We start from the raw sequence: 23887 nt of genomic DNA, 5'->3' as shown, positions 1-23887 counted from the left end.
ACGCAACGCTACTGGGCCGGGGCCGGTCATGGGTGCAGAACGCTAGCGGATTACATCTTTATTTCTCTATCCAGGTTGCCGATGGCCCACACTCTTGATGCTGTTCTGGAAGGCTGTCGGCGGGGGCGCCCTTCGGCCCAACGGGCCCTCTACGACCAGCTAGCGTACCGACTGATGGGGGTGTGCCTGCGCTACTGCCCATCTAGGGCAGAAGCTGAAGACGCTTTACAACTCACGTTTGTGAAAATCTTCACCCGCCTCGACCAGTTTCGGGGACAAGGCCCTTTCGAGGCTTGGGCCCGCCGCATTGCCGTTACTACCTCGCTCAACCTCTGGCACCAGCACCAGTTGCGCGGCCCCCAGGTGGAACCCGACGAGGCTGCCGAGCTGCACCACCCCGATGGCACGCCATTCGACCAGCTGTCCGCCGATGACTTGGTTGCTCTGATAAATACCCTGCCTCCAGGCTACCGGGCCGTGCTCAACCTCTACGCCATTGAGGGCTACACGCACGCCGAAATTGGAGAATTGCTGGGCATTTCGGAAGGCACCAGTAAGTCGCAGCTTTCCCGGGCCCGCCGCCTCTTAGAGGATAAAATACTCGCGCAAGCGAATAGTTCTCCTTACCATGACTGAACGCGAATCGAAAGAATTTTACGACGACCTCCGGCGCAAGCTGGAAGAATACGGCAGCCCGCCGCCCGAATCGGTGTGGGCCGGTATCCGACAGCAGGTACCAAACCGGCGTCGTCGGTGGTGGCGAGGCGCTTTGCTAGTGCTATTACTAGTGGGCACGGTGTCTTACTTGACTATCAGCACGCGTACTCAGCGTCCTACTCCAATCAGTACGCCGGCTGCTGTTGCCACTGTCTCCCCGGGCGCGCAAGCTGATGCCAGCGTTTCCAGCGGCAGTTCAAGCCGCCCCCAATCCGCTGCTGCGCAGGCACCTAGTACTGGCTTGTCGCCCAATACTGGAGCGGCACCATCATTAGCCACTCCCGAAACGCAGCCTGGTACTAATGTGGCAACGCAGGAAACCGCACCAACAGCTAGTAGGCAGGCGGACCGCGGCCTTATAGCAGGGCGGCTAACTGACCCTACTGGAAAAGCACCACGGCAGGTACTGGCACCCGATAGCGCCACGCAGCCTCAGTCGGAAGCCTCGGGCGCTACCCTAGCAGCTACGTCAACAACTAGCGAGGGCCGTAAGCAGCACAAAGCACGAGCAGGTGTTGCGTTGGTGGTATTGCCTAAGCAATATCCAAATCCAACGCGCCGGCAGATACCTGCTGCTTCGCTGGAAACCACTTACGCGGAGCCAACGAATAAGGAAACTCATCCGGAGCAAGAAGCAGCAAAAAATCTTACTGCGGGTTTGAGCAGTGAAGGTGCGGCCTACGGTAGTAGCTCTTTGCCGACTAACCAGACAACACTATTTGGGGGCCGCTTGCTGCCGCTGCTGGTGCGCTTGCAGCTTCCGGGGTTACCCCTGCCAAGGCCAACTGCCGTGCTGGTTCCGGAAGTCCGGCAGCCACAGCCTATCAAACCCAATTGGGCCATACAGGCGTTGGGCGGGCCTACCGTATCGTACCGAAAACTGGGGGCTAATGTGCGGCGCGTGGAACAACTGGAACGGCCCGCGGCGGGCTATGGCATGCAACTTGGGGTGGCCCGAACCCTCACGCCCCGCCTTTCGCTTTCGGTAGGGGTTGGCTACACGGAAGTAGCCGCCAGCTTGTATCTGCGCCTACAGAAAGCGGATTCTGTGCCGTTAGTTATCACACGCTTGCGCGACTATTACCGCTTGCTTACGGTGCCCATGGAAGCACACTATCTGCTCGGTGCTACTACCCGGTGGCGCTACGGCGTACAGGCCGGAGTTGCACCGGCCCTGTTGCTGAGCGCCCGCACCACCGAGGGCGGCGCCTGCAACTGCCAGCAGCAACAGTGGCAGCCTAGTGACAGTACCCGCCGCTTCCGGCAACTGAATCTGACGCTTACGGCGGGTGCTTTTGTGGGCTACCAGGCAGCTCCCGGCCTGTGGCTGACGCTTCGGCCGCAGGCGCAATACTTCCTCAACTCTATTACCGATCCTACCTCTGGGCGGGCCGCACGCCACCCTTGGAGCGTAGGCGTGCAGGGTGGAATCTCCTTCGATCTTCCTTTCAAACCTTAATTCTATCTACCTACTTATGAAGAATTTCCTTGCCTATGCCCTGCTTTGCGCGCTGCCTCTGTTTGGTAGCTGCAAGAAGGACGCCGACTTGATTGATTGTGCCACCGAAACCGAAAGCGGCAGTGTGCTGACGGCCACTCTCACCAAGCATGCCGTGCCCGTGCAACAGTTCACCGTTACGCCCAACAGTGCTGCTGTGGTCCGGACAGCGGCGGGCTCCACAATTTATGTACCCGCTAGCCTGGTGCGCCCAGATGGCCGGCCACTTTCCGGCAGCCCAGTGGAAGTACGGGTGCAGGAAGTAACCAAGCGCAGCGAAATGATTTTCACCAATACTCCTACCATCTCCAACGGGCAACTGCTGGAATCGGGCGGCATGTTCAATGTGGCGTTTCAGCAGGATGGGCAGCAGCTTCGGCTTTCCCGCAATTCTCTTGTAGTCAGGACCAGCCTTCCAACGGCGCTGAGCACCACCGCCAACATGCAGTTGTTTCGGGGCTTACCTGATAGTGCAAACCGCACTCAGGTGGGCTCATGGAGCCAGATAAATACGCAGACGCAGCAGGATTCCAGCCGCATCTTTCCAGTTATGAGCCCCATTGGCAATGGTACTGTTGTAGGGTTCCAGGTGAACCTAAGCCCTAATATCTACAACTTTAACCTGGGCCTACTCAATTGGATTAATTGTGACCGGTTTGTGACGGCCACCAACCGCACCACTGTGCAGGTAAATGTGACGCGGCAGCCGGTTACTAACGCTACTACTCGCTCTTTTCTGGTATTTACCAATCTCAACTCGGTACTAAGTGCTTACCTGGGTGGCGCAACGAGCAATACGTTTTACGCCAGTGCTATTCCGGTTGGCCAATCCGTCACGGCGGTAGTGCTGCACCAAGAAGGCACCCAGCTGTACTTCGGCAAGCAAACGGCCATTATTGCCGCCAACCAGCAGTTCAGCCCCACGCTCCGGCCCGTAACGGAAGCCGAGCTGACCACTGAAATCAACGCGCTATGAGTCTCTTATCCTTTATTCTTGAATAGCTATCCAACGTATGCTAGCACAAAGAAGCGCGGCCAATCAGGCGGCGCTTCTTTGTTTTATACTCAGCACCTTATGCCGCCAATTACCACTTCCCGCACCGGGTTTTCGCCTAGCCAGTAGGGTATTTCCTGGTAATCGGCTACATCGAGCACCAGCAGGTCGGCGCGCTTACCAGGCTCTAAACTACCTATTTCCGCTTGCAGATCCAGAGCCCAAGCCGCGTTGAGCGTGACGGCGGCCACGGCCTCCCTAGGGGTGAGGCCCATCTTCAGGCAGGCTATAGACACTGCCAGCCAGAGGTTTTTGCTGGGGCACGAGCCGGGGTTGAAATCGGTGCTGACTGCTACTGGCACGCCGGCTTCAATTAGCTGCCGACCGGGCGCATATACCTCCTGCCTAAGAAACAGCGGCACCAGCGGCAGCAGTACCGCTACAGTGCGGCCGTTGGCGGCTACTTGTGCGGCATCAGTGGAATTGAGGTAGTCGCAATGGTCGATGCTGATGGCGCCTAACTCGGCGGCCATGCGGCAGCCGCCCAAATCGTGCAACTGCTCGGCGTGGATTTTCAGTTTAAAGCCCATTGCCTGAGCCTGGGCTAAATAGTGGCGCGACTGTTCCACACTGAATGCACCTTCCTCACAGAAAATATCCACGAATGGCACTTCGACGGGACTAATCTGCGGCAACACCTCCGTAACCAACAGCTGGAGGTAATCGGCGGGCCGCCCCTTGTATTCGGGACCGGGCACGTGGGCCCCCAGGAAGGTGGGCACCACGCGCACAGGCTGACGGCGACCGGCCTCTTGAGCAATCCGGATGAGACGCAACTCGGTTTCTGCATCGAGACCGTAGCCGCTTTTTGCTTCCACGGTTGTTACGCCGTAGCGCTGAAAACCGGCCAGATGGTGCAAAGCGTTGGCCAGTAGGGTTTCATTGGAGGCGGCGCGGGTGGCGCGCACGGTGCTTTGGATGCCGCCGCCGGACGCCAGAATATCGAGGTAGGATTCGCCTGCAAGCTTGCGTTGAAACTCGTGGGCGCGGTTGCTGCCAAACACTAGGTGCGTGTGGCATTCCACCAGGCCTGGCATCACCACGCGCCCGTTGGCATCCAGCACCTGCGTTTCGGCGGTTACGTGGGCTTCGTCTAGCTCCGCCATTGTTCCTACGGCTACGATACGGTCGTTTTCACAGGCTACGTAGGCATCAGCAATAATGTGCCAGTCCTGCATGTGGGCACCGGTGAGCAGCTGCTGGGTGGGGCCGCCGGCCAGCGTGAGCAGTTGGCCGCAGTTACGAACGAGAAGCGTGTAGGGCATAAGACAAGAAGCGCAAGTTGTGGTGCAATATCGGCGGACGGCGGCAACCTGAGTGTTCCTACCGTGGTATTAGCTGCATGCCCACCTCCCTACCCGCAGTTTCGGCCGCCACTCCCCTCATCCTCACGCTAGCCCTCGACGCTGAAACCCAGCTGTTTTTCGATGAGCTTCGGCAGCAACACTTCCCGCCCGAGCGCAATTATCTATCGGCGCACCTCACGCTTTTCCATCACCTGCCCGGCGCCGACTACGCCACCATCACCAACCACTTAAATCAACTAGCCGCCACCCAGCCACCGCTGAAATTAGCCGTTACAGGTGTGCGGTTTTTGGGCCGCGGCGTGGCGTACACGCTAGAATGCCAAGCGCTACAAGCCTTGCACCGCACGCTCCAAACCACCTGGCAGCCTCACCTTACCCCCCAGGATCAGCAGAAGCTCAACCCACACGTCACGGTTCAGAACAAGGTAGACCCCGCCGTAGGCCGCACCTTGCACCAGCAGCTGTCAGCCGACTTCCAACCCTTTGAGGCCACGGGTACGGGCTTGCAGCTATGGGCCTACCGCAACGGGCCGTGGGAAGCCCTCCAAACATTCCCTTTTGCAAGTTGAAGCGTTACAACATTGGTAAAAGAAAAACCTGCTTGTACTGCTCTAAATTGAGCAGTACAAGCAGGCTAGCAGCTACAGTTATTCGCCTAAGCTTATATTTTCTCTGGCAGCAACGTCGAATCCTGGTAGTTACCTAGCACGGGTTTGTCGCCTTGGGTTACGGCTTCTACCAGCAGCGCGCCGCCCACAAAAGCCCCTTTCCACGACTCGCCGAGGCCGCCGAATACTTCGTCCCGGTCGCCGCGGGAGCGTAGCTTGTTGATGCCGACTTTGAAGGCGCGCACTTCCTTGGCCGTGCGGGCAGCCCATTTCTGGTCGTCGGAAGCTACGGCGGCTACTAGGGCGCCGTTGCTGATGTTCATTTCGCCTACCAGTTCCTCTACCCGATCCACTAGCACAATGCTGTCAATCGGGCCGAAAGGCTCTTTGAAGTACAACTCGCTCTGGCGGGGCAGGTTCACCAGGGCCCGCGGGGCGCGGTAAGCCGAGCGGTCCTGGCCGGGCAGGAACAGGCTTTCGTCGAGCTTGCCTTCGTAGATGGGCGTGGCGCCGGTTTTCAGCGCGTTGGCGTAGAGACGGTCTAGTTCCTGCGCCTGCATGGCGTTGATAACCGGGCCAAACGCCAGGTCCGGCAGCTTATCGTCGGGGTTGTCAACCAAGGTAGGGTTGCCCACTTTCAGGCTGCGGATGGCTTCCCAATACGTTTCCAGGAACTGCGGAAACAGCTGCCGCTCCACCACAAAGCGCACGTAGGCGGTGCAGCGCTGCTTGCCGTAGTCATAGCCTTTTTTGAGCTGGTCGGCCAGGCCGTTCCAGTCGGAGTAGTTCCAGATGCCGTAGGTGTTCACCCCTTCCATTTCCAGCATATAGCGCTTGTGCTCCTGGCTGAGGGCGTCGGCAATGTTGCGGCCGTTATAGCGCCCACCCACGAAGCTGAGGCAGTCTACGGCTTCATTCTTCACCAGCACGTCGCTTAGCTCGCCGCCCGAACCGCTCACCAGCGTAACCGGCAAGCCACAGCGGCGGGCAATGGCAAAAGTTAGGCTCAGTGAAATAAAGCCGCCATCGGTAGGGGTTTTGGCAATCACCGAGTTGCCGGCCAAAGCCTGCACCAGCACCGCGTGCAACAGCACCGACATTGGGTAGTTCCAGGAGGCAATGTTGCTCACCAAACCCAGCGGCTTGCGCGAACCCAGCATACCTTCGATGTTGTCGATGTACCACTGCACGCCGTCGATGGCCCGGTCGATGTCGGTGAAACCTAGCTTGTAGGTTTTGCCTATTTCCCACATAATCAGCTTGGCCGTCAACTCGACGTGCTCCCGCAACTGGTTCAGGCAATCCTGCACGCGGCTTTTCCGCTCGTCGAGGTCGGTGGCGGCCCAGCCGGCGGCTTCCTTTTTGGCAAATTCCACGGCCCGTAATGCGGTGGCCCGATCGAGCATGGGCAGGCTGCCTAGGTCGGTGCCATCAATGGGCGAGGTGAACGGGCGCGGCTGGCCCGGCTCCTGCCAGCGGCCTTCCATCAGGTTCAGAAATTTCCCGTCGGCCGCGAAAACCTCCGGCGTTACAGCTTTCATCTGAGTTAGCAAGCCGCTGAACTCAACCTGGGGCGAAATGATTTTAGGCATTGTAGAGAAAAGGAACTGGTTGGAAAGGAGAAATCAACTCTGTTCCCGGCGGAATGTTGGGTATTGCTAGTTACCTGTTAGTTACTGACTGTTGATTTCGTTTAGCATAAAGCCCGGAATCAGCAATCAACTCTCAGCTTGCAACTCACGCTTTAACAGCTACTGGTTTCAGATTGGTAAGGTCAGCAATGCGGACGGGCTGGCCGCTGGCAATGCTTTTGCGGGCCGCAATACCCACCAGAATAGCCATGGCCCCGTCGCGGCTGCCAGCAGCTTGGCGGTAAGTATCGGGGGCTTCGGGGTGGCGGAACAGTTGGGCCCGCAACAGCTTGTCGCCGCCGCCGTGGCCCTCGGCCTGGGGTACCTGAATGTATTCCACCTTACCGAAATTGTGCGACACCATAATCTCGTCGTAGGGCTCCATTTTCATTTCGCCCGACTCCTTGATCCATGCTTCCACCCGGCCTTTGGTGCCGTTGAAGGCTATGCGGTAGCCTTCATAGGGCGAGTACGCCGTGAGCGAATAGCTGACCTGCACCCCGTTGGCGTAGCCGATGGTAGCGGCCATCTTGTCGTAGATGTTCACGTCTTCCTTGAACACGCACCCGTCGCGCAGATAGCCGTCGTACTGCTCGTTGGCAGCGTACAGGGCCATCAGGCGAGCGTCTTTGGTCATGTCCCAGTAGTAGGGGCATTTGGCTTTGTGCGGGCAAGGGCGGCAGTTGCTGAATCGGAACGGGCCGTTTTTGCCGTAGTTTTCCAGCGCGCCCTTGGCGTACACCGTTTCCGGCTCCGATTCCAGCCACCAGTTCAGCAAATCGAAGTGGTGCGAGGCCTTGTGCACCCACAGCGAGCCACTTTTTTCGGTGAGGCGGTGCCAGCGGCGGAAGTAGTCGGCGCCGTGGCGGTTGTCGAGGTACCAGTGAAAATCGACGGAGGTTACCTTGCCAATGGTGCCTTGGCGCAGCAAATCGTAGATTTTCTGGCGGTGCGGGGAGTAGCGGTAGTTGAACGTGACGGTCACCTTTTTGCCGGTGCGCTTCTCGGCGTCGAGAATGGCCTGGCACTTGGTTTCGTCGGTGGTCATGGGCTTTTCCGACACAATGTTGGCGCCCATTTCCATGCCCTTGATAATGAACTCGTCGTGGGTGGCATCCACGGTGGTTACGATGAGCGTGTCGGGCTTGGCCTTACGCATCATCTCCTCGAAGTTGGTGTACGTGGGGCACGACACACCCATCAGCTTCTTGCCGGTTTCCAGGCGCCCTTTGTTGCTGTCACAGAGCCCCACAAACTCAATCACATCGGCATGCTCTTCCAGCAGCAATTTGCCCCACATGCCGGTGCCGCGGTGGCCGGTGCCCACCATGGCTACTCGGCGTTTGGCTTTGGGTGCGCCGAGTACGGCCAGTGGTAGCGGCGTAAGTAGGCCCGCCGTAGCTAGCGCCGACTTTTGGAGAAAGTCCCGTCGGGACTTATCGTGTACAGTTGGATGCATGGGGATGGGATTTAGGATAGTGGAGCGCAGAACGGAGGCAGGAGGCTAGCTCCTCAGTTGATCAGACGGCGGCCAGCACGGCTTCGCCGGAGGCTATCAGTTCTTGTACCATGTCGGTGGAGCCGATGAAAAGCGGGGTGCGCTGATGAAGCTCGGTAGGCACAATATCCAGCACGGCTTCGGTGGCCGAGATTACCGCCTGGCCGCCGGCCTGCTCGATGAGCATAGCCAAAGGGTAACACTCGTAGAGCAAACGCAGCTTGCCATTCGGGTTTTTGCTGGTGGGCGGATACAAGTAAATACCGCCGTTGAACAGGTTGCGGTGGTAATCGGCTACTAGCGAACCGATGTAACGGCCGGAGTATTCGCGGCGCTTGCAGTTCATCAGAAACGTGCGGATAGACTCCGGATAGTCGAACCAGTAGCCTTCATTACAGGAGAATATCTTGCCCTGCTGCGGAATCTGGATGTTGGGGTGCGAAAGGAAAAACTCGCCCAACGACTGCTCATACGTGAAGCCTACCACGCCGTGGCCGGTGGTATACACGAACATGGTGCTGGACCCGTACAAGATGTAGCCCGCCGCTACCTGCTGCCGGCCGCCTTGCAGAAAATCCACTTCCGAGGCCTTGGTACCCACGGGCGTAACGCGGCGGTAGATGCTGAACAGCGTCCCGATGCTCACGTTCACGTCGATGTTCGAGGAACCGTCGAGCGGGTCCATGGCCACTACGTAGTTGCCCGAATCGTTGTCGGTATGTATGATTTCACCTTCTTCTTCGGAGAGAATGGCGCAGGTTTCGCGGCCGTTTTTCAGGGCTCGTACAAACCGAATATGAGCTTCCATATCCAGCCGTTGCTGCTGCTCGCCTTGCACGTTTTGCGTGCCCATGCCGCCGGTAACGTCCGAAAGCCCGGCCCGATTCACGTCGCGGTGCACGATTTTGCCAGCCAGCGCCAAGTCGCGCAACAGCTGCGACAACTCCCCGGTAGCAAACGGAAATTCGGCCTGCTTGCGCATGATGTAGCGCTCCAGCGTGATGCCAACGGGCTGCGCTAAGGTGTTTTCTTGGGTGATACTCATAGTTATTTTGCTGTTAGCTACTAGCTGATGGCTGTTAGCTTTTGGGAGGGATATTCGGAAGATCTAACAGCTATCAGCTAGTAGCCAACAGCCAAGTAAAAACTAGCTCTTGGCTTCGGGCTGTTTCTGCGACTGCCATAGCACTACCTGCCAGCCTTTCTTGGGGTCTTTCACCTGCACCACCACGTACTTGATATGCGCTACGTTGGGCGTACCGTCGGGCTTATTGGGTTGGTAGATGGTGATAGTGCCGTTCACTACGGCGGCCTTACCGTCGTTGTAGGCGCGCACGTTCACGGCTTCCACGTCAATCTTATCATACACGCTCTTGCCGTCGCGGATAGATTGGATGTACTCGGTTTTGTTGTTCTGCTTGCCGTTGGAGTGCGTGTACACCAGGTCATCGGCGAATACTTTTTCCAGGATGGTGTAGTCCTTTTTCACCTGCGCCTCGAAGCGCTGACGCTCTAAGGCTTCCACCTCTTTGGCAGCAGCTTTGTCTTTGGCAGATTGGGCGAACGTGAGGGCGGGTAGCGCCAGAAACAGCAGCGCCAGCAGGAAATTCAGTTTTTTCATGGCAATACGGGAGAAGCGTCTGGCTTTTACCAGGCGTGGTCAAGGAAAACGAATAGGAAATAGAGAATCAGTGCAAAGCCTGAGCGGGCCAGGATTTCGCCCGGCCCGCTTACTAGTTAGGCTTTCGGCTCATCCAGTTGGATGGGTTCCATGCGGGGCACTAGCGCAAACATCAGCGCCCAAGCCAACAGGTAGGCCGATCCGCAGATAATGAACGTAATAAAGTACGCCATGTCAGGCTGGTCGCTGTAGTGGGCAATCAGCTGCTTCTGGATCAGGGCTGTGAAGGCAATACCACCCAACCCGCCGGCCATGCCGCCGATACCGGTAACCGAAGCCACTGCCCGTTTCGGGAACATATCCGACACCGTGGTGAAGATATTGGCACTCCACGCCTGGTGAGCCGCCGCCGCAATACCTATAACCAATACGGCCAACCACATATTCATCCGGCCCAAATACTGCGCGAATACTATCGGGAATACGCAACACGCAATAAGTAACATGGTGCGCTTGCGGGCCGCAAAGGCGGGCATGCCACGCTTAATGAAACCCAGAGGCAAATAGCCGCCACTTACGCTACCAATACTTGAGAGCACATACACGGCCGCCACTGGCAGCGCAATAGCCGTACCATTCAATTGGTACTGCTTTTTCAAGAAATCAGGCAACCAGAATAGGTAGAACCACCAGATAGGGTCCGTTAAGAACTTGCCAATAACGAAGGCCCAAGTCTGCCGAAACCCTAGCAAGGTAGCCCACGAAGCCTTGGGCTTTTCTTCGGTCACGCCTTCCGCCGGCAGGCCCACCGGAATATCAGCATTGATGTACTCGAACTCGGCTTTGCTTAGGCGTTTGCTGTTAGAAGGAGTATCATAAATTACCAGCCACAGCACCAGCCACACGAAGCCCAAGGCGCCGGTGATCAGGAAGGCCCACTGCCAACCATATTGTTCGGCAATAAACGGCACCGAGAGCGGAGCAATAATTGCTCCCACGTTGGAGCCGGAGTTGAAGATACCCGTGGCCAGTGCCCGTTCGCGCTGCGGAAACCACTCGGCTGTCGTTTTGATAGCCGCCGGGAAGTTACCAGCCTCCGTGATACCCAGAAAGCTTCGTGCCACTCCAAAACCCAGCGTACTGCTTACTAGGGCGTGCCCCATGGCGGCTATGCTCCACAGCGTAGTAGAAAGCGCATACCCGATTTTGGTACCCAGCTTATCCACTACCCGGCCAGCACCCACCATACCAATAGCATAGGCTAGCTTAAAGGCAATTTCAATGTTGGCATAATCGGCATCTGTCCACTTGAATTCGGTTTCCAGATAGGGCTTGAGCAACGAAATAACGGCTCGGTCGAGGTAGTTTATCGTGGTAGCGAAAAACACCAGGGCGCAGATGACCCAGCGGTACTTACCGATGGACTCTGACACGGACGACGGGGCGGGGGGAGAATGGGTTGGGGATGGAATCATGCGAGTTCGGGAAAGGAAGTCAAGGGGCGGTACTTGGTGGCAAACTGCCGGCACCCTCACGGTGCCGAGCAGCCCGACGTCACTTTTTCAAGGTATCTACAAATTTCAACAGCTCGGCAATCTGGCGGCTTAAGGCTTCGGTATCGTCGGCGTTTTTGAAGAGCTGGGAACCCATGCCTACCACGTTTACGCCGGCCTCAAACCACTCTTTCAGGCTGTCGTTGGTGGGCTCTACCCCGCCCGTCACCATGATGGGCACTTTGGGCATCGGGCCGCGCAGGCTCTTGATGAAGCCTGGCCCTACCACGTTGCCAGGGAATATCTTCACAATAGCAGCGCCCAGTTTGGTGGCTTGGTACACTTCCGAAATGGTCATGGTGCCGGGCAGCCACGGAATGTTGTGCTTGTGGCACACCTCGGCTACCTCAGTGGTCAGGCAGGGCTGCACCACAAAGTCAGCGCCGGCGGCAATGAACCGCTCAGCATCTTCGGCTACGTAAATGGTACCGATGCCCAGCAGCATATCGGGGCAGGCTTCCCGCACAAACGTCACTAGTTCGGTAAACACATCGAAGGCCTTTTCGCCCCGGTTGGTAAACTCAAACACGCGCAAACCACCCGCGTAGCAGGCTTGCAGAATACGCTTGGCATAGGCCGCGTCGGCGTGGTAGAACACCGGCACCACGGGGTAGCGCAGTACAGTTTCGAAGGCTTCAGCGGGAGAGAATCGGGACATTATTATCTTGAGCTGTTGGCTAGTAGCAGTTGGCTAGTAGCTCTTTTGAAACAAACATTTTAAAAGCTAATAGCCATCAGCTAGAAGCCAAACACCATTACCGCACCAAGCGGCCCGTGGTATTGCCCTGCATCACGTGCTCGACCTCGGCGGCCGTCACTAGGTTCACGTCGCCGTGGATGGTGTGTTTGAGAGCCGAGGCCGCCAGGGCGAAGCTCAGCGCTTCGGCGGGCGTGGCATACGTCAAGGCACCGTAGATGAAGCCGCCCATGAAGGCGTCGCCACCCCCGATACGGTCCACTACGGGCGTAATGTCCAGGTAAGGCGTTTCGGTGTAAGAGCCGTCGAAGAGCATACCTTTGATTCGCTCGTGCGAGGCACTTTGGGTCTTGCGACGGGTGGAAATCACCTGCCGAATTTGCGGGAAACGGGCCATCAGCTGCTCCCCCATCGAGGCAAACTTGTTTTCGGCACCCGCGACTACCTGAATGCCAAACAAGTCGTCGGCGTCATTCTCGGAGCACACCACCACGTCGCAGCCAGCAACTAATTCAGTCATCACCTCTTGGGCAGTTTGGCCGTACTGCCACAGGTTGCGGCGGTAGTTTACGTCGGCCGAAACGGTGATACCCAAGCGGCGGGCGGCAGCAATGGCATCGGCAGTAGCCTGCGCAGTAGCAGCCGAAATGGCGGGCGTAATACCCGTCCAGTGCAGCCATTGGGCGTTTTTCAGAATTTCATCCCAATTGAAAGCCGCCGGGTCGAGGTTGGCAAACGACGAATCGGCCCGGTCGTATACCACCTTGCTAGGCCGCAGCGACGCTCCTACTTCCAGGAAATACAATCCCAGCCGCTTGCCGCTGTACACGGTGTGCTGCATGTCCACGCCGAGGCGCTGAAAGCTCTGCACGGCGGCTTGGCCCAACTCGTTGGCGGGGAAGCAGGTAACGTGCGCGGCTGGCATGCCGAGGCCGGCCACGGCGGCCGCCACGTTGGCGTCGCCGCCGCCATAGTTCACCTCCAGGCTCGCAGACTGCGTGAGCCGGTAGTTGAGCGGTGTCGATAACCGCATCATGATTTCCCCGAAGGTCACTACCTGTTTCATGTATTACTATTGTTCCACGAAGCGCTAAGCCTCGTATCGTTGCTGAAGTGAAAAAAAGTAGCGCGAAGGCTGGCTCCGCGCTACGTCCGGTTAGCTATGGGCAAAGCTGGCTTTGCTAGCTGCTGCTACCACCGAGGCGGCCTCAAAGCCAAAGTACTCCTTGGCGTTGTTATAGCAGATGTTCTGCACAATGGCGCCGAGGTGAGCCATATCGTCGGGCAACTCGCCGTTTTCCACGTCGTTGCCGAGCAGATTGCACAGAATGCGGCGGAAGTACTCGTGGCGCGGGTACGAGAGGAAACTGCGCGAATCGGTGAGCATGCCCACGAAGCGGCTCAGCAGCCCCATGTTCGACAGCGCGTTGATTTGCTTTTCCATGCCGTCCTTCTGGTCGAGGAACCACCAGCCGGAGCCGAACTGCACCTTACCCGCCACCGAGCCGTCGTTGAAGTTGCCAATCATGGTGGCAATCAGCTCGTTGTCGGCGGGGTTGAGGTTATAGATGATGGTTTTGGCCAGCTTATCCTGCCCGTCGAGACGGTCGAGGAAGCGCGACAAAGCTTGCCCCTGCGAGAAGTCGCCGATGGAATCCCAGCCGGTATCGGGGCCGAGCTGGCGTAGCATGCGGGAGTTGTTGTTGCGAAGTGCACCCAAGTGGTACTGCTGCGTCCACCCTTTCTCCCAGTCCATTTCGGCCAGCAACACTAGCATAGCTGATTTGAATTGCAGCACTTCGCTGGCAGTCAGTTCCTCCCCACCCCGCACTTTGGCGAAAATGGAGCTGATTTCCTCAGCGGTGTAGTCAGCGGCATAAATCTGCTCCAAGCCGTGGTCCGACAACCGGCAACCCAAGGACGCAAAGAAGTCGTGACGCAGACGCAAGGCGTTTTCTAGGTCACTAAACGTGCGGATTTCCACGTCGGCCGCTTCGCCCAGCTTATCAAGGTACTGATTATATGCAGCGGCGCTTTCCGGCGACATGGCTTTGTCGGCGCGGAAGGTGGGTAATATCTGCACGTCAAAGCCGCTTTCGATGATGGCTTGATGGTACTCCAGCGAGTCGGCCGGGTCGTCGGTGGTGCACACCACTTCCACGTTCATCTTGCGCAGCAGGTTCCGCACCGAATAGTCAGGCGTTTGCAGCTTGGCGTTGCACTCGTCGAAAATGCGGCGGGCGCTGTCTTTGTTGAGCAGCTCCTTGATGCCGAAGTACCGCTGCAATTCCAGGTGCGTCCAGTGATAGAGCGGGTTGCGCACGGTCTGGGGCACGGTTTCGGCCCACTGCTCGAACTTCTCCCAGTCGGAAGCATCCCCGGTGATGAAACGCTCCGGAATGCCGTTGGCGCGCATGGCACGCCACTTGTAATGGTCGCCGTAGAGCCAGATTTGGGTGATGGTTTCAAACTGCCGATCCTGCGCAATCTGCTCGGGAATCTGGTGCGAGTGATAGTCGATGATGGGCATCTGCTTGGCATACTCGTGGTAGAGCTGCTGGGCAGTTTCGGTTTGCAGTAGGAAATCCTCGTTCAAAAAGGGCTTTTTCATACTAGAAAAGGGCGTTGGAGCCGAAAGCGTGAGCAACTAGCTCACCCTGGTTATTTAGAAAAGTAAGCGACTCGGCCGGCATGCCCGTCCTGAAGTCTCCTGTGACGCTTGATTTTCGCTGGAAAGCGGCAGCTTTTACAGCGAAACGCCACGCTTCCACGGAATAAAGTCGGTTTGACCGTGGCGCACGGCGGCTACTTCCTCGCCGCTAGCCACCCGAATCACGTAGTCCAAAATCCGCTCCCCGGCCTGCTCGATGGTTTCCTCGCCGTCGATAACCGTTCCGGTGTTCACGTCAATGATGTCGGGCATGCGGTTGGCCAGGGCTGTGTTGGTGGCAATTTTCACTACCGGCGCAATGGGGTTGCCGGTGGGCGTGCCGAGGCCAGTGGTAAACAGCACCACGTTAGCCCCCGACCCAACTTCGGCCGTGGTCGATTCCACGTCGTTGCCGGGAGTACAGAGCAGGTTGAGGCCAGGCTTGGTTACGGGCTCGGGGTAATCGAGCACGGCTACCACCGGCGAGCTGCCGCCTTTGCGCGCCGCGCCCGCCGATTTCATGGCATCAGTAATCAATCCGTCACGGATATTACCCGGCGAAGGGTTCATATCGAAGCCCGAGCCAACAGCTATAGCACTGTCGCCGTAGGCTTTCATGAGGTGGCTGAACCGCTCGGCGGTTGCGGTATCCACGCTCCGGTCAACCAGTTCTTGCTCCACACCGCACAGTTCCGGAAACTCGGCCAGAATAACCGAACCACCCAGCGCCACCATCAAATCGGACACGTGGCCCACGGCGGGGTTAGCGGAAATACCCGAGAAGCCATCGGAACCGCCGCACTCCAACCCAATGCACAGCTTGCTGAGCGGGGCGGGCTGGCGCTGCTGCTGGTTGGCTTGCATCAGGCCGGCGAAGGTCTGGCGCAAAGCCATGCTTACTAGCGTTTCCTCGGTGCCGAGCTGCTGCTGGTCCAAGATGAACAGCGGCTTGCTGAAGTTAGGGCTGCGCTTGTTGATTTCGTCTTGCAGCATGCTGGCCTGCGCGTTCTGACAACCTAAGCTGAGTACGGTAGCACCCGCCACGTTGGGGTGCGTGATGTAACCGGCCAGCAAACCGCAGAGCGTTTGGGCGTCTTGCCGAATGCCGCCGCAGCCTCCTTCGTGGCTCAAAAACCGGATGCCATCCACGTTCGGAAATGGCTTAGGTTTCTGGTGGCCCGGTTCGGCGCTGTGCAGGTCGGTAGCCAGAATTTCTTCCACCGATTTACCGGCCTGCATCAGCGCCAGCAGCTCCTGCGTCTGGGGCTGGTATGATTTGCGGCGAGCGTAGCCGAGGTCAGTCACCAGAGCTTCTTCCAGCACCTGAATGTTGCGATTCTCGCAGAACACCAGCGGAATCACCAGCCAGTAATTGGCGGTACCCACGCTGCCATCGGCGCGGTGGAAGCCCATAAAGGTGCGGTCCTGCCACTTACTTACGTCGGGGCCCTGCCAGCTGGCGCGGCGCTCCTGGTGCTCGCCGTAGCTGTCGGTGGCATGGCGAATGTTGGCCGTGGTGAGCAATCCGCCCACACCAATAGCGGCGGCGGCTTTGCCTACCAGCACCCCATACATGTGTACTGGGTCGCCGGGGGCCAGGAATTGCAGGGCCAGCTTGTGCTTGGCCGGAATCTTTTCGGTAGTGGTGACGGTAACCCCGTCGTAGGTTACGGGCGTGCCGACGGGCAGGTCGGTGAGGGCCACCAGCACATTGTCGTCAGGATGTATTTTGGCTACCAGATGCTTCATTGCTTGGTCTTGATTTACGGCCTTTTAAGAGCCGGACAGAGACGCCTCAAACCGGCTTCTCAAGGTTACTAATTTTGTATCAACTAATTTGTCGGAACAGGTTATCCGATTCAAGCACAACAAAACAAACCGGGGTTTCGTGTCTCTGGCTTACTCGGCCACTTCCTGCCGTGCTACGGTCTTGTTCAGCACCTTCGCTACGGTAGCTTGCGCGCCGTGCTCCAACAGGTGCTTAAGGTAGTTGCTTACTGAGGCCGCAAAGCCCGGAATGGTTAGCAAATCGTGGCCCCACAAACTGGTGTTGTGCAGCACGGTGCGGGTCAGTTCTTCGGGCTCCAGGCGGCTCCAGAGGTCGGCGAAGTAGCTGGCCTTCTCGTCCTGAATGGGGTACTCGGTGCCGTTGTTTTCGCCGTACCACACGCTGCCCTCTTGGCGGGTGCCGCGCATGAACAGCAAGTAGGCCGCAAAGCCCAGTGCCACATAGTGCGGCACAGCTTCCAGCTTTTTGGCGTAGTGCAGCAAGGCGGGTACTACCCGCATTTGCAGCTTGGCCGAGTAGTTGAGGCTGATGCTAAGCCAGCGGTGCTCGATGTAGGGGTTGCGGAACCGGTCGAGCACCTGCATACCGAAGCGCTGGCCCGTTTTTTCGTCTACGGCGTACGGAATACCGGGCAGCAAATCGGCCAGCATCAGGTTGTGCACGAAGCCGGCCAGCAGTTGGTTTTCCATGGCTTCCCGCACGGTGTTGGCCCCGGCCAGGAAGGCCAGTCCGCAGCTGAGCGTGTGTGTGCCGTTGAGCAAACGCAGCTTTAACTCCCGGAACAAGGTGATGTTGGGCTGCACAATTACACCGGCATCCACCTGCTCGAAGCTCAGCACCGACTTCACGTGCTCGTTGCCCTGAATGGCCCACAGCGTGTACACTTCCGACATCGTCAGCAACTCGTCCTCATACCCCAGTTGCTCGGAAAGCGAGGTTTGCATAGCCGTGTCGGGGCGGCCGGGCACGATGCGGTCCACGAGGGAGTTGCAGATGGAGTTGGCCGTTTCCAGCCAGTCGATGAATTCGGCGTCGAGGTTGTTGCGGTGGGCTTGCTCCAGCAGGATGGCCTCCAGCTTGGTGCCGTTGTCTACAATCAGCTCGGTTGGCACAATCACCAGGCCCTTAGCTTTGTCGCCTTGGAAGGCCTGGTAGCGGGCGTGCAGGAAAGCCAGCAGCTTGCCCGGAAACGAAACCGGCGGGCTTTGGCTTACATCGTCGGCTACTAACTCGATCCCTACTTCGGTGGTATTCGACAACACTACCGTCAGTTCGGGGTTGGCGGCGCAGGCCAGTACTTCGGCCCATTGGGTTTTGGCGGACAGTACCCGGCTGATGGCCGAGCACACCACGTTTTCTTCCACTATCTGCTCGTCGGCAATGCCCCGGATGGCTAGCGTGTAGAGGTTGTCCTGCTGGGTGAAGGCGTCTAAGTCGCCACCGCCGGTGCTTTTCACCACCACAATGCGGCCATTGAAAACACCTTGGCGGTTGGCCTTGTCGATGAGGTAGTCGGGCAGGCCGCGCAGGAGCACGCCAGTACCGAACTGAAGCACTTTTTCAGGCAACTCAAACTGGGCCGCGGTGGGTAGGGCCGCCGCAGTGGTAGGCGCGGAAAGAACGAGGGATTTTGAAAGCTGGGGCATGTCCGGGGAGGTTATTTACTTGCTTGCGGGGATACAGTGGCGGGGACGGCAGCCCATTTCTGCTGCCATTTTGGGTAGGTTTTGGTAAGCAGCTTCTCGGGCCAAGTGCCCGCGTAGACGTAGCCCGCCCGCCGCTCATTCTCTATTTCAGCTAAGGTGTAATGTACTTTGCTGTCGCGCCCGACGTAGATGGGGCGGTTGGTTTCAAGGTCATAGAAGCGGGCCCATAGGTTGGCGCCGGGCTCGGCTATCATCAGCCGGTCGCGGCCGGTAGGCTGCTTGGGGTCCTGCACTTCTTTCACGGCCATGTTGGGTATTTTCACTTGCTCGAACCAGGCAATGGCGCTGGCAATGGCCTGCTTCACTTCCGCCGAAGGGTTATCAATACCTAACAGGAACTCCACAATAGCCACCGATTCATCACCGCTCAATGAGGCCAGCTCGAAAGCCCGGGCCTTGTCGGGACGTAACGTTTTTTCGTCGTACTGCGCGCACCACGCGGTGCGCTTGCCTTTTTGCACGTACTGCGTTTTCAACATGCAGTCGATGCCACGCGCTACGGCGTCTTTGGCGGGTACTACCAGTTCAGGGCTCACCAAGGCGTAATCGGCTTGCTGGTTGGCTACGGCCCGCAGCACCAGCAGGGCCCGCACCATGGCGTTGTCGTTGTAAGTAATTTGGTGGCGGTAGCCGCTGAAATCGGGGTAGAACTGCGGGAAGCCGCCGTTAGCGTACTGCATTTTCAGCAAGTAGCGAATACCCCGCTCTGCGCTTTGTTTGTACACCGGGTTATTGGTGCGCTTGAAAGCCGCCAGCAAATACTCTATTTCACGGGTGGTGGCTTTATTGTCGATGGTGGCGTCTTTGCGGTCGGCATCGGCTAGGGTGCTAGCCCGCAGCGTCGCCGACAACGGCTTGGTGTAGTCTACCTTCACTTCCTTCACGGCTTTCGGCCAGCCGCCCACACTACGCTGATACACCAGCATCTTCTCGGCAATGCTGTCGGCTTGGTCGGCGCGCAGGTTGGCGGCCGTGGGCAGTGTGGAGTTGGTTTTGGCTGGGTTGGAAGGGGCTAATGCCACGGTGGCTTTCTTGCCCGATACTGGGTACCACCGCCCACCGTACGTCCAGTCGGCCGTAATTTGGGAGGCTTTGGGCGCGCCAACTGCGGCACTGAGGTTATCTTGGTGCCAGGCGTAATCGCCGCCAGTGTGGTGGCAGTTGGCGTAGTACACGCGCCGCCCCCACTCTTTGGCGCCCGGTCCGGAGGTGGCCCAGTAAATGTCGGCGTCAGCCATGTTCTTGGCAAACTTGCAGTCCAGCAAATAGAACTGTGCCTCCCGGTGGAAACGGCCCAGCTTGAAATTGTCGTCGCCCTCGAACACGCAGTTTTTCAGTACCGTTTTCGAGTCCTTGTTGCCCGAGCCATCGTGCCAGATGGCCGCGTTAGGATTATGGCAGATGAAGCGGCAGTTTTCGGCATAGGCCCAGCCGCGGGGGCAGTAAAAATCCACCCCACCTTCCATGGTGCAGTCCTGAAAGTAGTACAGGCCTGCATCGGTATCCCAGGGGCTAACGGTGTCGCCGCCCAGGGCGCGGAACGTGCAGTGCTTCACCACAAGCCGAGTAGTACCTGGCATGGTGCGCAAGGCCATCTGGTGGCCGGTTTTGCTGATGGTTTTCTTTTTTGTTGGGTCGGTTGGGCAGTCGATTACCACTTCGCCTTTCGCATCGAAGCCGTAGGTGTTGAGGACCGTCAGGTTTTCGAGGGTGATGTCGGGCGAGTTGCGCATATTGAGCGTCGCCACGCCCCAGTCGTCCTGGCCGCCGTCGGGGTTGCAGCGCCACTCGTCACGGGCAAGAGCGTAGGTCAGGATAACGCCTTTCTCGCTTTGCCCTTTCAATATGATTTGCTGCTTGTTATCGAGCAGCACTTTTTCGCGGTAAGTGCCATTCTTGATGTACACCGTGCGCGGCTTTGCGGCTGTATTAGGCAAACTATTGAGCGCGGCCTGGATGGTCCGGAAATTTCCCGAACCATCCGCCGCCACCGTCACCTGCTGGGCCCGGGTTGAAAAGATCCCCATCCCCCCTATTCCCGTCAGCAGGAGCAGTAGTTTTCTCAATAAGTTATGGTGCTGAGTCCGCATCGTTTCAAGTGAACCAGACTAGATAAAATCTTCGCGCATGGGGCTGAACGTGTCCAGCAGTGTACCTGCTTCCAGGCATTCCACGCTGTGCCACACGTTAGAGGCCGCATAAAAAACGTCTCCTGCGCGCATCACCCGCGTATCGTCGCCCACGGTAGCCGTAAACACGCCGCTTTCCACGTAAGTGATTTGGGTGTGCACATGCTGGTGCCGGGCTCCAATACCGCCCTGCTCAAATGCCACCCGGACCAGCATCATGTCGGGGCCATAGGCGAGTATCTGACGGCGCAAACCGTCGGCTACCGGCAGCCAGGGCTGACTGTTGTTGTCGAGTTGAAAAGGAGCTTCAAGAATTGCCATAGGGCGAATCAGTAACTAGCGGAGGTCGTGAATGGTAACGGGGTCCATGTCGGTGTACTCCAGGTTTTCGCCGGCCATACCCCAAATGAACGTGTAGTTGCTGGTGCCGCAACCGGTGTGAATCGACCACGGCGGTGAGAGGATAGCCTGCCCACTGTTCACCCACAAAGGGCGCGTTTCCTGGGGCTGGCCCATCATGTGTAGCACCCGCTGGTTTTCGGGCAAATCGAAGTACAGATACGCTTCCATGCGCCGGTCGTGCACGTGGCTGGGCATGGTGTTCCACACCGAGCCGGGCTTGAGCCGAGTCAGGCCCATCACCAGCTGGCAGCTCTGGATGCCTTCCAGGTAGATGTACTTATAGATGGTGCGCTCGTTGGCAGTTTCCGGCGTGCCTAGTTCCACGGGCGTAGCCTCGGCCTGGGTCATGCGGCGCGTGGGGTAAGCGTGGTGCGCCGGCGCCGACAGCAAGTAGAACTTAGCGGGTTGGTTGCCGTCGGTGGAGGCGAATACCACTTCCTTAGCGTCTTTGCCCACGTAGAGGCAATCTTGGTTGCCTAGCTCATACACGGTGCCATCCACCGTCACGGTGCCGGGCGCGGCCGTGTTAAGGATGCCCAGTTCGCGGCGCTGCAAGAAGAAATCAGCTTTCAGATTCTCGGGGCAGGGCAAGGTCAGCGGCTCGGTGGTAGGCGTGGCGCCGCCCACAATCATCCGGTCGTAGTGCGTGTATACCAGTTCGATTTCGCCGGCCACAAACACGTCTTCAATCAGAAAATTCTCGCGCAGTTGCTGGGTGTTCATCGCCGCCGTTTCGCGGGGGCTGATGGCATATCGTTGGGTCATTGGAAAGTGGTGAAATTGTGAGGTGGTGAAATTGTGAAGTGATGTTATAGTGGCGCGTTCTGTGCGCTTGGCGCTGTCAAGAACGGAAAACTCACCACTTCGCAACTTCATCTTTACCGGCCCATCCAGCCGCCATCGACGGTGAGGATGGTGCCGTGCACGTAATCAGCGGCCGACGAGGCCAGGAACACGGTTGGGCCTTTGAAGTCGGCGGGGGTGCCCCAGCGGCCGGCCGGAATGCGGCTCAAAATGCTGGCCGACCGGTCGGGGTCATTGCGTAGGGCTTCGGTGTTGTCGGTGGCAATGTAACCGGGGGCAATGGCGTTGACGTTCACGCCGCGGCCGCCCCACTCATTGGCTAGGGCCTTCACTACCGAGCCAATGGCACCTTTGCTAGCGGCGTAGCCCGGCACGTTGATGCCGCCTTGGAAGGTCAGCAGCGAGGCCGTGAAGATGATTTTGCCGCTACCCTGCTGAAGCATTTGCCCGCCAATGGCACGGGCCAAGCGGAACGGCGCATCGAGGTTGATAGCCAGCACCTCATCCCACAGCTCATCGGCGTGCTCGGCGGCGGGGGCGCGCTTGATGGTGCCGGCGTTGTTGATGAGAATATCGATGCGCGGGAAGTCCTGCTGCACTTGCTTGATGAAGGCATCTACGGAGGCCCGCTGGCTGAAATCGGCCTGGTAGGCGTGGAACTGTCGGCCCAGGGCTTGCACTTGCTGCTCAGTGTCGGAGCCGCTCAGGGCCAACGAGGCCGATACGCCGATGATGTCGGCGCCGGCCTCGGCTAAGCCCAAGGCCATGGCCTGCCCGATACCACGGTTGCAGCCCGTTACTAAGGCAATCTTTCCGGTTAGGTCGAAAGAGTCAGCGAAGGCCATGCAAATAGGAGTTTGTAAACTTTTAGAGGGAAAATGATGTACTTTTCATACAACCTGAAGCACATCGTATCTGTAAAGATTAAGGATTGTGTTAGCCAAAACGAAGAATAGAACAATGTTTATTCTCGCAAACGTTATCGGGAACGTTGCCAACAAGTGGATTGCTAGGTTTTACTGGCGGTGGTGTGGCTAAACTGAGTAGCTCTTTCTACTTTCACCCCCGGTAAGACACTTGGCGCTGCTGTTCACAGCTCTTGCACTTTAGGAAGCCCACCTCCTACCCTACTCCCTCAAACCTGCCTTCCCATTGGAAACATTCACCATAAAAGACATTGCCCGCGAGCTGAACATTTCCACTTCCACGGTGTCGCGCGCGTTGCGGGGCAGCTACGAAATCAACCCGGAAACGAAGCGGCTGGTAATGGAGTGTGCCGAGCGGCTCAACTACCGCCCCAACCCTATTGCGCTTAGTTTGAAAGGCAGCGCCAGCCGGGCTATCGGCGTTATCGTGCCCCAAATTGCCAACTATTTCTTTTCGCAGGCTATCAACGGCATCGAGGCTATTGCCTACAACCGTGGCTACCACGTTATTATTTTCCAAAGCCAGGAATCCTACGAGCGGGAAATGGCCAACGTGCACCAAGCCATGTCGCGCAAGGTGGATGGGCTGCTGATTTCGCTGTCCAGTGAAACCTCCGACGTGGCCCACCTGCGCGACGTGCTCGACAAACACGTACCCATTGTGCTCTTCGACCGGGTAGCAGACGAGTTGGGCGTGACGCAGGTGGTAGCCGACAACTTCGGGGGTGCGTTTGCCGCCACAGAACACCTGATTCAGTCGGGCCGCCGGCGCATAGCGCACCTCACCATTCAGCCCTGGCTGAGCATCACCCAGGAGCGCCTAGCCGGCTACCGCGCTGCCCTAGAAAAGTATGGCCTGGAGTACGATGAAACACTAATCCGCTACGGTACCTTTGGCCCCGACGAGGTAGGCCCGATGGTGGACGAGTTGATGGCCCTAGACCCCATGCCCGATGCCTTTTTCACTGCCTCCGACCGGCTGGCAGTAGGCTGCCTGAAGGCCTTGCACCAACGCAACCTAGCCATTCCGGATGATGTATCGCTCATTGGGTTCACCAACCTGAACGTGGCCGATTTGCTGTCCCCCTCGCTGAGCACCGTAGTGCAGCCCGCCCAGGAAATCGGGCAGGTAGCGGCCGAGCGTCTGATTGACTTAATCGAGTTCAAGCACCGCGCCAAGCCCGTAGGTACCGTTAAAATCCCAACCGAGCTGATTGTGCGCGACTCCACCCGCTTACCGGAACACGCCGAGCACGCAGGCGCAGCTTCCAGAAAATAACCGGCATCTGTACACCGA

General features: G+C 58.1%; 20 protein-coding genes. 5 read left to right on the top strand and 15 right to left on the bottom strand.

All coding sequences use genetic code 11. The features are described from left to right. Positions 1 to 81: 81 nt before the first annotated feature. From G536_RS0109840 to G536_RS0109830, 3 genes are read left to right on the top strand one after another with little or no spacing between them, the layout of a single operon-like run. Positions 82 to 636 (top strand): RNA polymerase sigma factor, encoded by a 555-nt coding sequence (locus G536_RS0109840; RefSeq protein ID WP_022823423.1) that lies wholly within the window; start codon positions 82 to 84, stop codon positions 634 to 636. Continuing rightward, the gene (locus tag G536_RS32120) at positions 629 to 2176 is read left to right on the top strand and encodes a hypothetical protein (protein WP_157530531.1); all 1548 of its coding nucleotides are present in this window, start codon (positions 629 to 631) and stop codon (positions 2174 to 2176) included. Before G536_RS0109840 ends, G536_RS32120 begins: the two co-directional genes overlap by 8 nt. A 16-nt stretch (positions 2177 to 2192) precedes the next feature. Next, positions 2193 to 3191: a hypothetical protein gene (locus G536_RS0109830; protein WP_022823421.1), complete on the top strand. Its 999-nt coding sequence runs from the start codon at positions 2193 to 2195 to the stop codon at positions 3189 to 3191. Positions 3192 to 3280: 89 nt separating this feature from the next. Here G536_RS0109830 and hutI read toward each other — a convergent pair whose 3' ends face one another. Then, complete coding sequence (gene hutI, locus G536_RS0109825; protein ID WP_022823420.1) at positions 3281 to 4534, bottom strand: imidazolonepropionase; 1254 nt, start codon at positions 4532 to 4534, stop codon at positions 3281 to 3283. Positions 4535 to 4611: 77 nt separating this feature from the next. Between hutI and G536_RS27245 the strand changes: the two genes are divergently transcribed. Next, on the top strand, positions 4612 to 5145 hold the full coding sequence (locus tag G536_RS27245; RefSeq protein ID WP_022823419.1) for a 2'-5' RNA ligase family protein: 534 nt from the start codon (positions 4612 to 4614) through the stop codon (positions 5143 to 5145). 92 nt (positions 5146 to 5237) lie between these two features. Here G536_RS27245 and G536_RS0109815 read toward each other — a convergent pair whose 3' ends face one another. The 14 genes from G536_RS0109815 to kduD form a co-directional block, all read right to left on the bottom strand. After that, positions 5238 to 6776, bottom strand: a complete 1539-nt coding sequence (locus G536_RS0109815) for an aldehyde dehydrogenase family protein (protein ID WP_022823418.1) — start codon at positions 6774 to 6776, stop codon at positions 5238 to 5240. 145 nt (positions 6777 to 6921) lie between these two features. Then, positions 6922 to 8274: a Gfo/Idh/MocA family oxidoreductase gene (locus G536_RS0109810; RefSeq protein ID WP_022823417.1), complete on the bottom strand. Its 1353-nt coding sequence runs from the start codon at positions 8272 to 8274 to the stop codon at positions 6922 to 6924. A gap of 61 nt (positions 8275 to 8335) precedes the next feature. After that, a complete protein-coding gene (fbp, locus tag G536_RS0109805; protein WP_022823416.1) occupies positions 8336 to 9358 on the bottom strand; it encodes a class 1 fructose-bisphosphatase in 1023 nt (340 codons plus the stop codon). Between the two features lie 102 nt (positions 9359 to 9460). After that, complete coding sequence (locus G536_RS0109800; RefSeq protein WP_022823415.1) at positions 9461 to 9934, bottom strand: nuclear transport factor 2 family protein; 474 nt, start codon at positions 9932 to 9934, stop codon at positions 9461 to 9463. Between the two features lie 116 nt (positions 9935 to 10050). Continuing rightward, positions 10051 to 11409, bottom strand: coding sequence for an MFS transporter (locus G536_RS0109795; RefSeq protein WP_051166898.1), 1359 nt, complete (start codon positions 11407 to 11409; stop codon positions 10051 to 10053). Between the two features lie 79 nt (positions 11410 to 11488). Next, entirely contained in the window at positions 11489 to 12145 is a 657-nt protein-coding gene (locus tag G536_RS0109790) for a beta/alpha barrel domain-containing protein (RefSeq protein WP_022823413.1), read from the bottom strand. Between the two features lie 97 nt (positions 12146 to 12242). Further along, a complete protein-coding gene (locus G536_RS0109785; RefSeq protein ID WP_022823412.1) occupies positions 12243 to 13250 on the bottom strand; it encodes a sugar kinase in 1008 nt (335 codons plus the stop codon). A gap of 90 nt (positions 13251 to 13340) precedes the next feature. Continuing rightward, positions 13341 to 14795 (bottom strand): glucuronate isomerase, encoded by a 1455-nt coding sequence (uxaC, locus tag G536_RS27240; protein ID WP_022823411.1) that lies wholly within the window; start codon positions 14793 to 14795, stop codon positions 13341 to 13343. Positions 14796 to 14930: 135 nt separating this feature from the next. Then, positions 14931 to 16583: a UxaA family hydrolase gene (locus tag G536_RS0109775; protein ID WP_022823410.1), complete on the bottom strand. Its 1653-nt coding sequence runs from the start codon at positions 16581 to 16583 to the stop codon at positions 14931 to 14933. Positions 16584 to 16733: 150 nt separating this feature from the next. Then, positions 16734 to 18269: a tagaturonate reductase gene (locus G536_RS0109770; RefSeq protein WP_022823409.1), complete on the bottom strand. Its 1536-nt coding sequence runs from the start codon at positions 18267 to 18269 to the stop codon at positions 16734 to 16736. 11 nt (positions 18270 to 18280) lie between these two features. Continuing rightward, positions 18281 to 20356: a pectate lyase gene (gene pelA, locus G536_RS32735; RefSeq protein WP_022823408.1), complete on the bottom strand. Its 2076-nt coding sequence runs from the start codon at positions 20354 to 20356 to the stop codon at positions 18281 to 18283. 81 nt (positions 20357 to 20437) lie between these two features. Further along, complete coding sequence (locus tag G536_RS0109755) at positions 20438 to 20779, bottom strand: cupin domain-containing protein (RefSeq protein WP_022823407.1); 342 nt, start codon at positions 20777 to 20779, stop codon at positions 20438 to 20440. 15 nt (positions 20780 to 20794) lie between these two features. Then, positions 20795 to 21625 (bottom strand): 5-dehydro-4-deoxy-D-glucuronate isomerase, encoded by an 831-nt coding sequence (gene kduI / locus G536_RS0109750; protein WP_022823406.1) that lies wholly within the window; start codon positions 21623 to 21625, stop codon positions 20795 to 20797. A gap of 113 nt (positions 21626 to 21738) precedes the next feature. Further along, positions 21739 to 22509 (bottom strand): 2-dehydro-3-deoxy-D-gluconate 5-dehydrogenase KduD, encoded by a 771-nt coding sequence (kduD, locus tag G536_RS0109745; RefSeq protein WP_022823405.1) that lies wholly within the window; start codon positions 22507 to 22509, stop codon positions 21739 to 21741. A 307-nt stretch (positions 22510 to 22816) separates the two neighbouring features. Between kduD and G536_RS27225 the strand changes: the two genes are divergently transcribed. Continuing rightward, complete coding sequence (locus G536_RS27225; protein ID WP_022823404.1) at positions 22817 to 23869, top strand: LacI family DNA-binding transcriptional regulator; 1053 nt, start codon at positions 22817 to 22819, stop codon at positions 23867 to 23869. Positions 23870 to 23887 lie beyond the last annotated feature (18 nt).

The organism is Hymenobacter norwichensis DSM 15439, assembly GCF_000420705.1.
In the GTDB taxonomy this organism is placed as follows: domain Bacteria; phylum Bacteroidota; class Bacteroidia; order Cytophagales; family Hymenobacteraceae; genus Hymenobacter; species Hymenobacter norwichensis.
This window is presented reverse-complemented; position numbering and strand designations above follow the sequence as displayed.

Excerpts from the sequence above, each read along its gene's own strand:
- kduI (WP_022823406.1), bottom strand. The coding sequence starts at position 21,625 with ATGACCCAACGATATGCCATCAGCCCCCGCGAAACGGCGGCGATGAAC.
- G536_RS0109800 (WP_022823415.1), bottom strand. The coding sequence starts at position 9,934 with ATGAAAAAACTGAATTTCCTGCTGGCGCTGCTGTTTCTGGCGCTACCC.
- fbp (WP_022823416.1), bottom strand. The coding sequence starts at position 9,358 with ATGAGTATCACCCAAGAAAACACCTTAGCGCAGCCCGTTGGCATCACG.
- G536_RS0109830 (WP_022823421.1), top strand. The coding sequence starts at position 2,193 with ATGAAGAATTTCCTTGCCTATGCCCTGCTTTGCGCGCTGCCTCTGTTT.
- G536_RS0109795 (WP_051166898.1), bottom strand. The coding sequence starts at position 11,409 with ATGATTCCATCCCCAACCCATTCTCCCCCCGCCCCGTCGTCCGTGTCA.
- G536_RS0109755 (WP_022823407.1), bottom strand. The coding sequence starts at position 20,779 with ATGGCAATTCTTGAAGCTCCTTTTCAACTCGACAACAACAGTCAGCCC.
- G536_RS0109810 (WP_022823417.1), bottom strand. The coding sequence starts at position 8,274 with ATGCATCCAACTGTACACGATAAGTCCCGACGGGACTTTCTCCAAAAG.
- G536_RS27245 (WP_022823419.1), top strand. The coding sequence starts at position 4,612 with ATGCCCACCTCCCTACCCGCAGTTTCGGCCGCCACTCCCCTCATCCTC.
- pelA (WP_022823408.1), bottom strand. The coding sequence starts at position 20,356 with ATGGGGATCTTTTCAACCCGGGCCCAGCAGGTGACGGTGGCGGCGGAT.
- uxaC (WP_022823411.1), bottom strand. The coding sequence starts at position 14,795 with ATGAAAAAGCCCTTTTTGAACGAGGATTTCCTACTGCAAACCGAAACT.
- hutI (WP_022823420.1), bottom strand. The coding sequence starts at position 4,534 with ATGCCCTACACGCTTCTCGTTCGTAACTGCGGCCAACTGCTCACGCTG.
- G536_RS32120 (WP_157530531.1), top strand. The coding sequence starts at position 629 with ATGACTGAACGCGAATCGAAAGAATTTTACGACGACCTCCGGCGCAAG.
- G536_RS0109775 (WP_022823410.1), bottom strand. The coding sequence starts at position 16,583 with ATGAAGCATCTGGTAGCCAAAATACATCCTGACGACAATGTGCTGGTG.
- G536_RS0109770 (WP_022823409.1), bottom strand. The coding sequence starts at position 18,269 with ATGCCCCAGCTTTCAAAATCCCTCGTTCTTTCCGCGCCTACCACTGCG.
- G536_RS0109785 (WP_022823412.1), bottom strand. The coding sequence starts at position 13,250 with ATGAAACAGGTAGTGACCTTCGGGGAAATCATGATGCGGTTATCGACA.
- kduD (WP_022823405.1), bottom strand. The coding sequence starts at position 22,509 with ATGGCCTTCGCTGACTCTTTCGACCTAACCGGAAAGATTGCCTTAGTA.
- G536_RS0109815 (WP_022823418.1), bottom strand. The coding sequence starts at position 6,776 with ATGCCTAAAATCATTTCGCCCCAGGTTGAGTTCAGCGGCTTGCTAACT.
- G536_RS0109840 (WP_022823423.1), top strand. The coding sequence starts at position 82 with ATGGCCCACACTCTTGATGCTGTTCTGGAAGGCTGTCGGCGGGGGCGC.
- G536_RS0109790 (WP_022823413.1), bottom strand. The coding sequence starts at position 12,145 with ATGTCCCGATTCTCTCCCGCTGAAGCCTTCGAAACTGTACTGCGCTAC.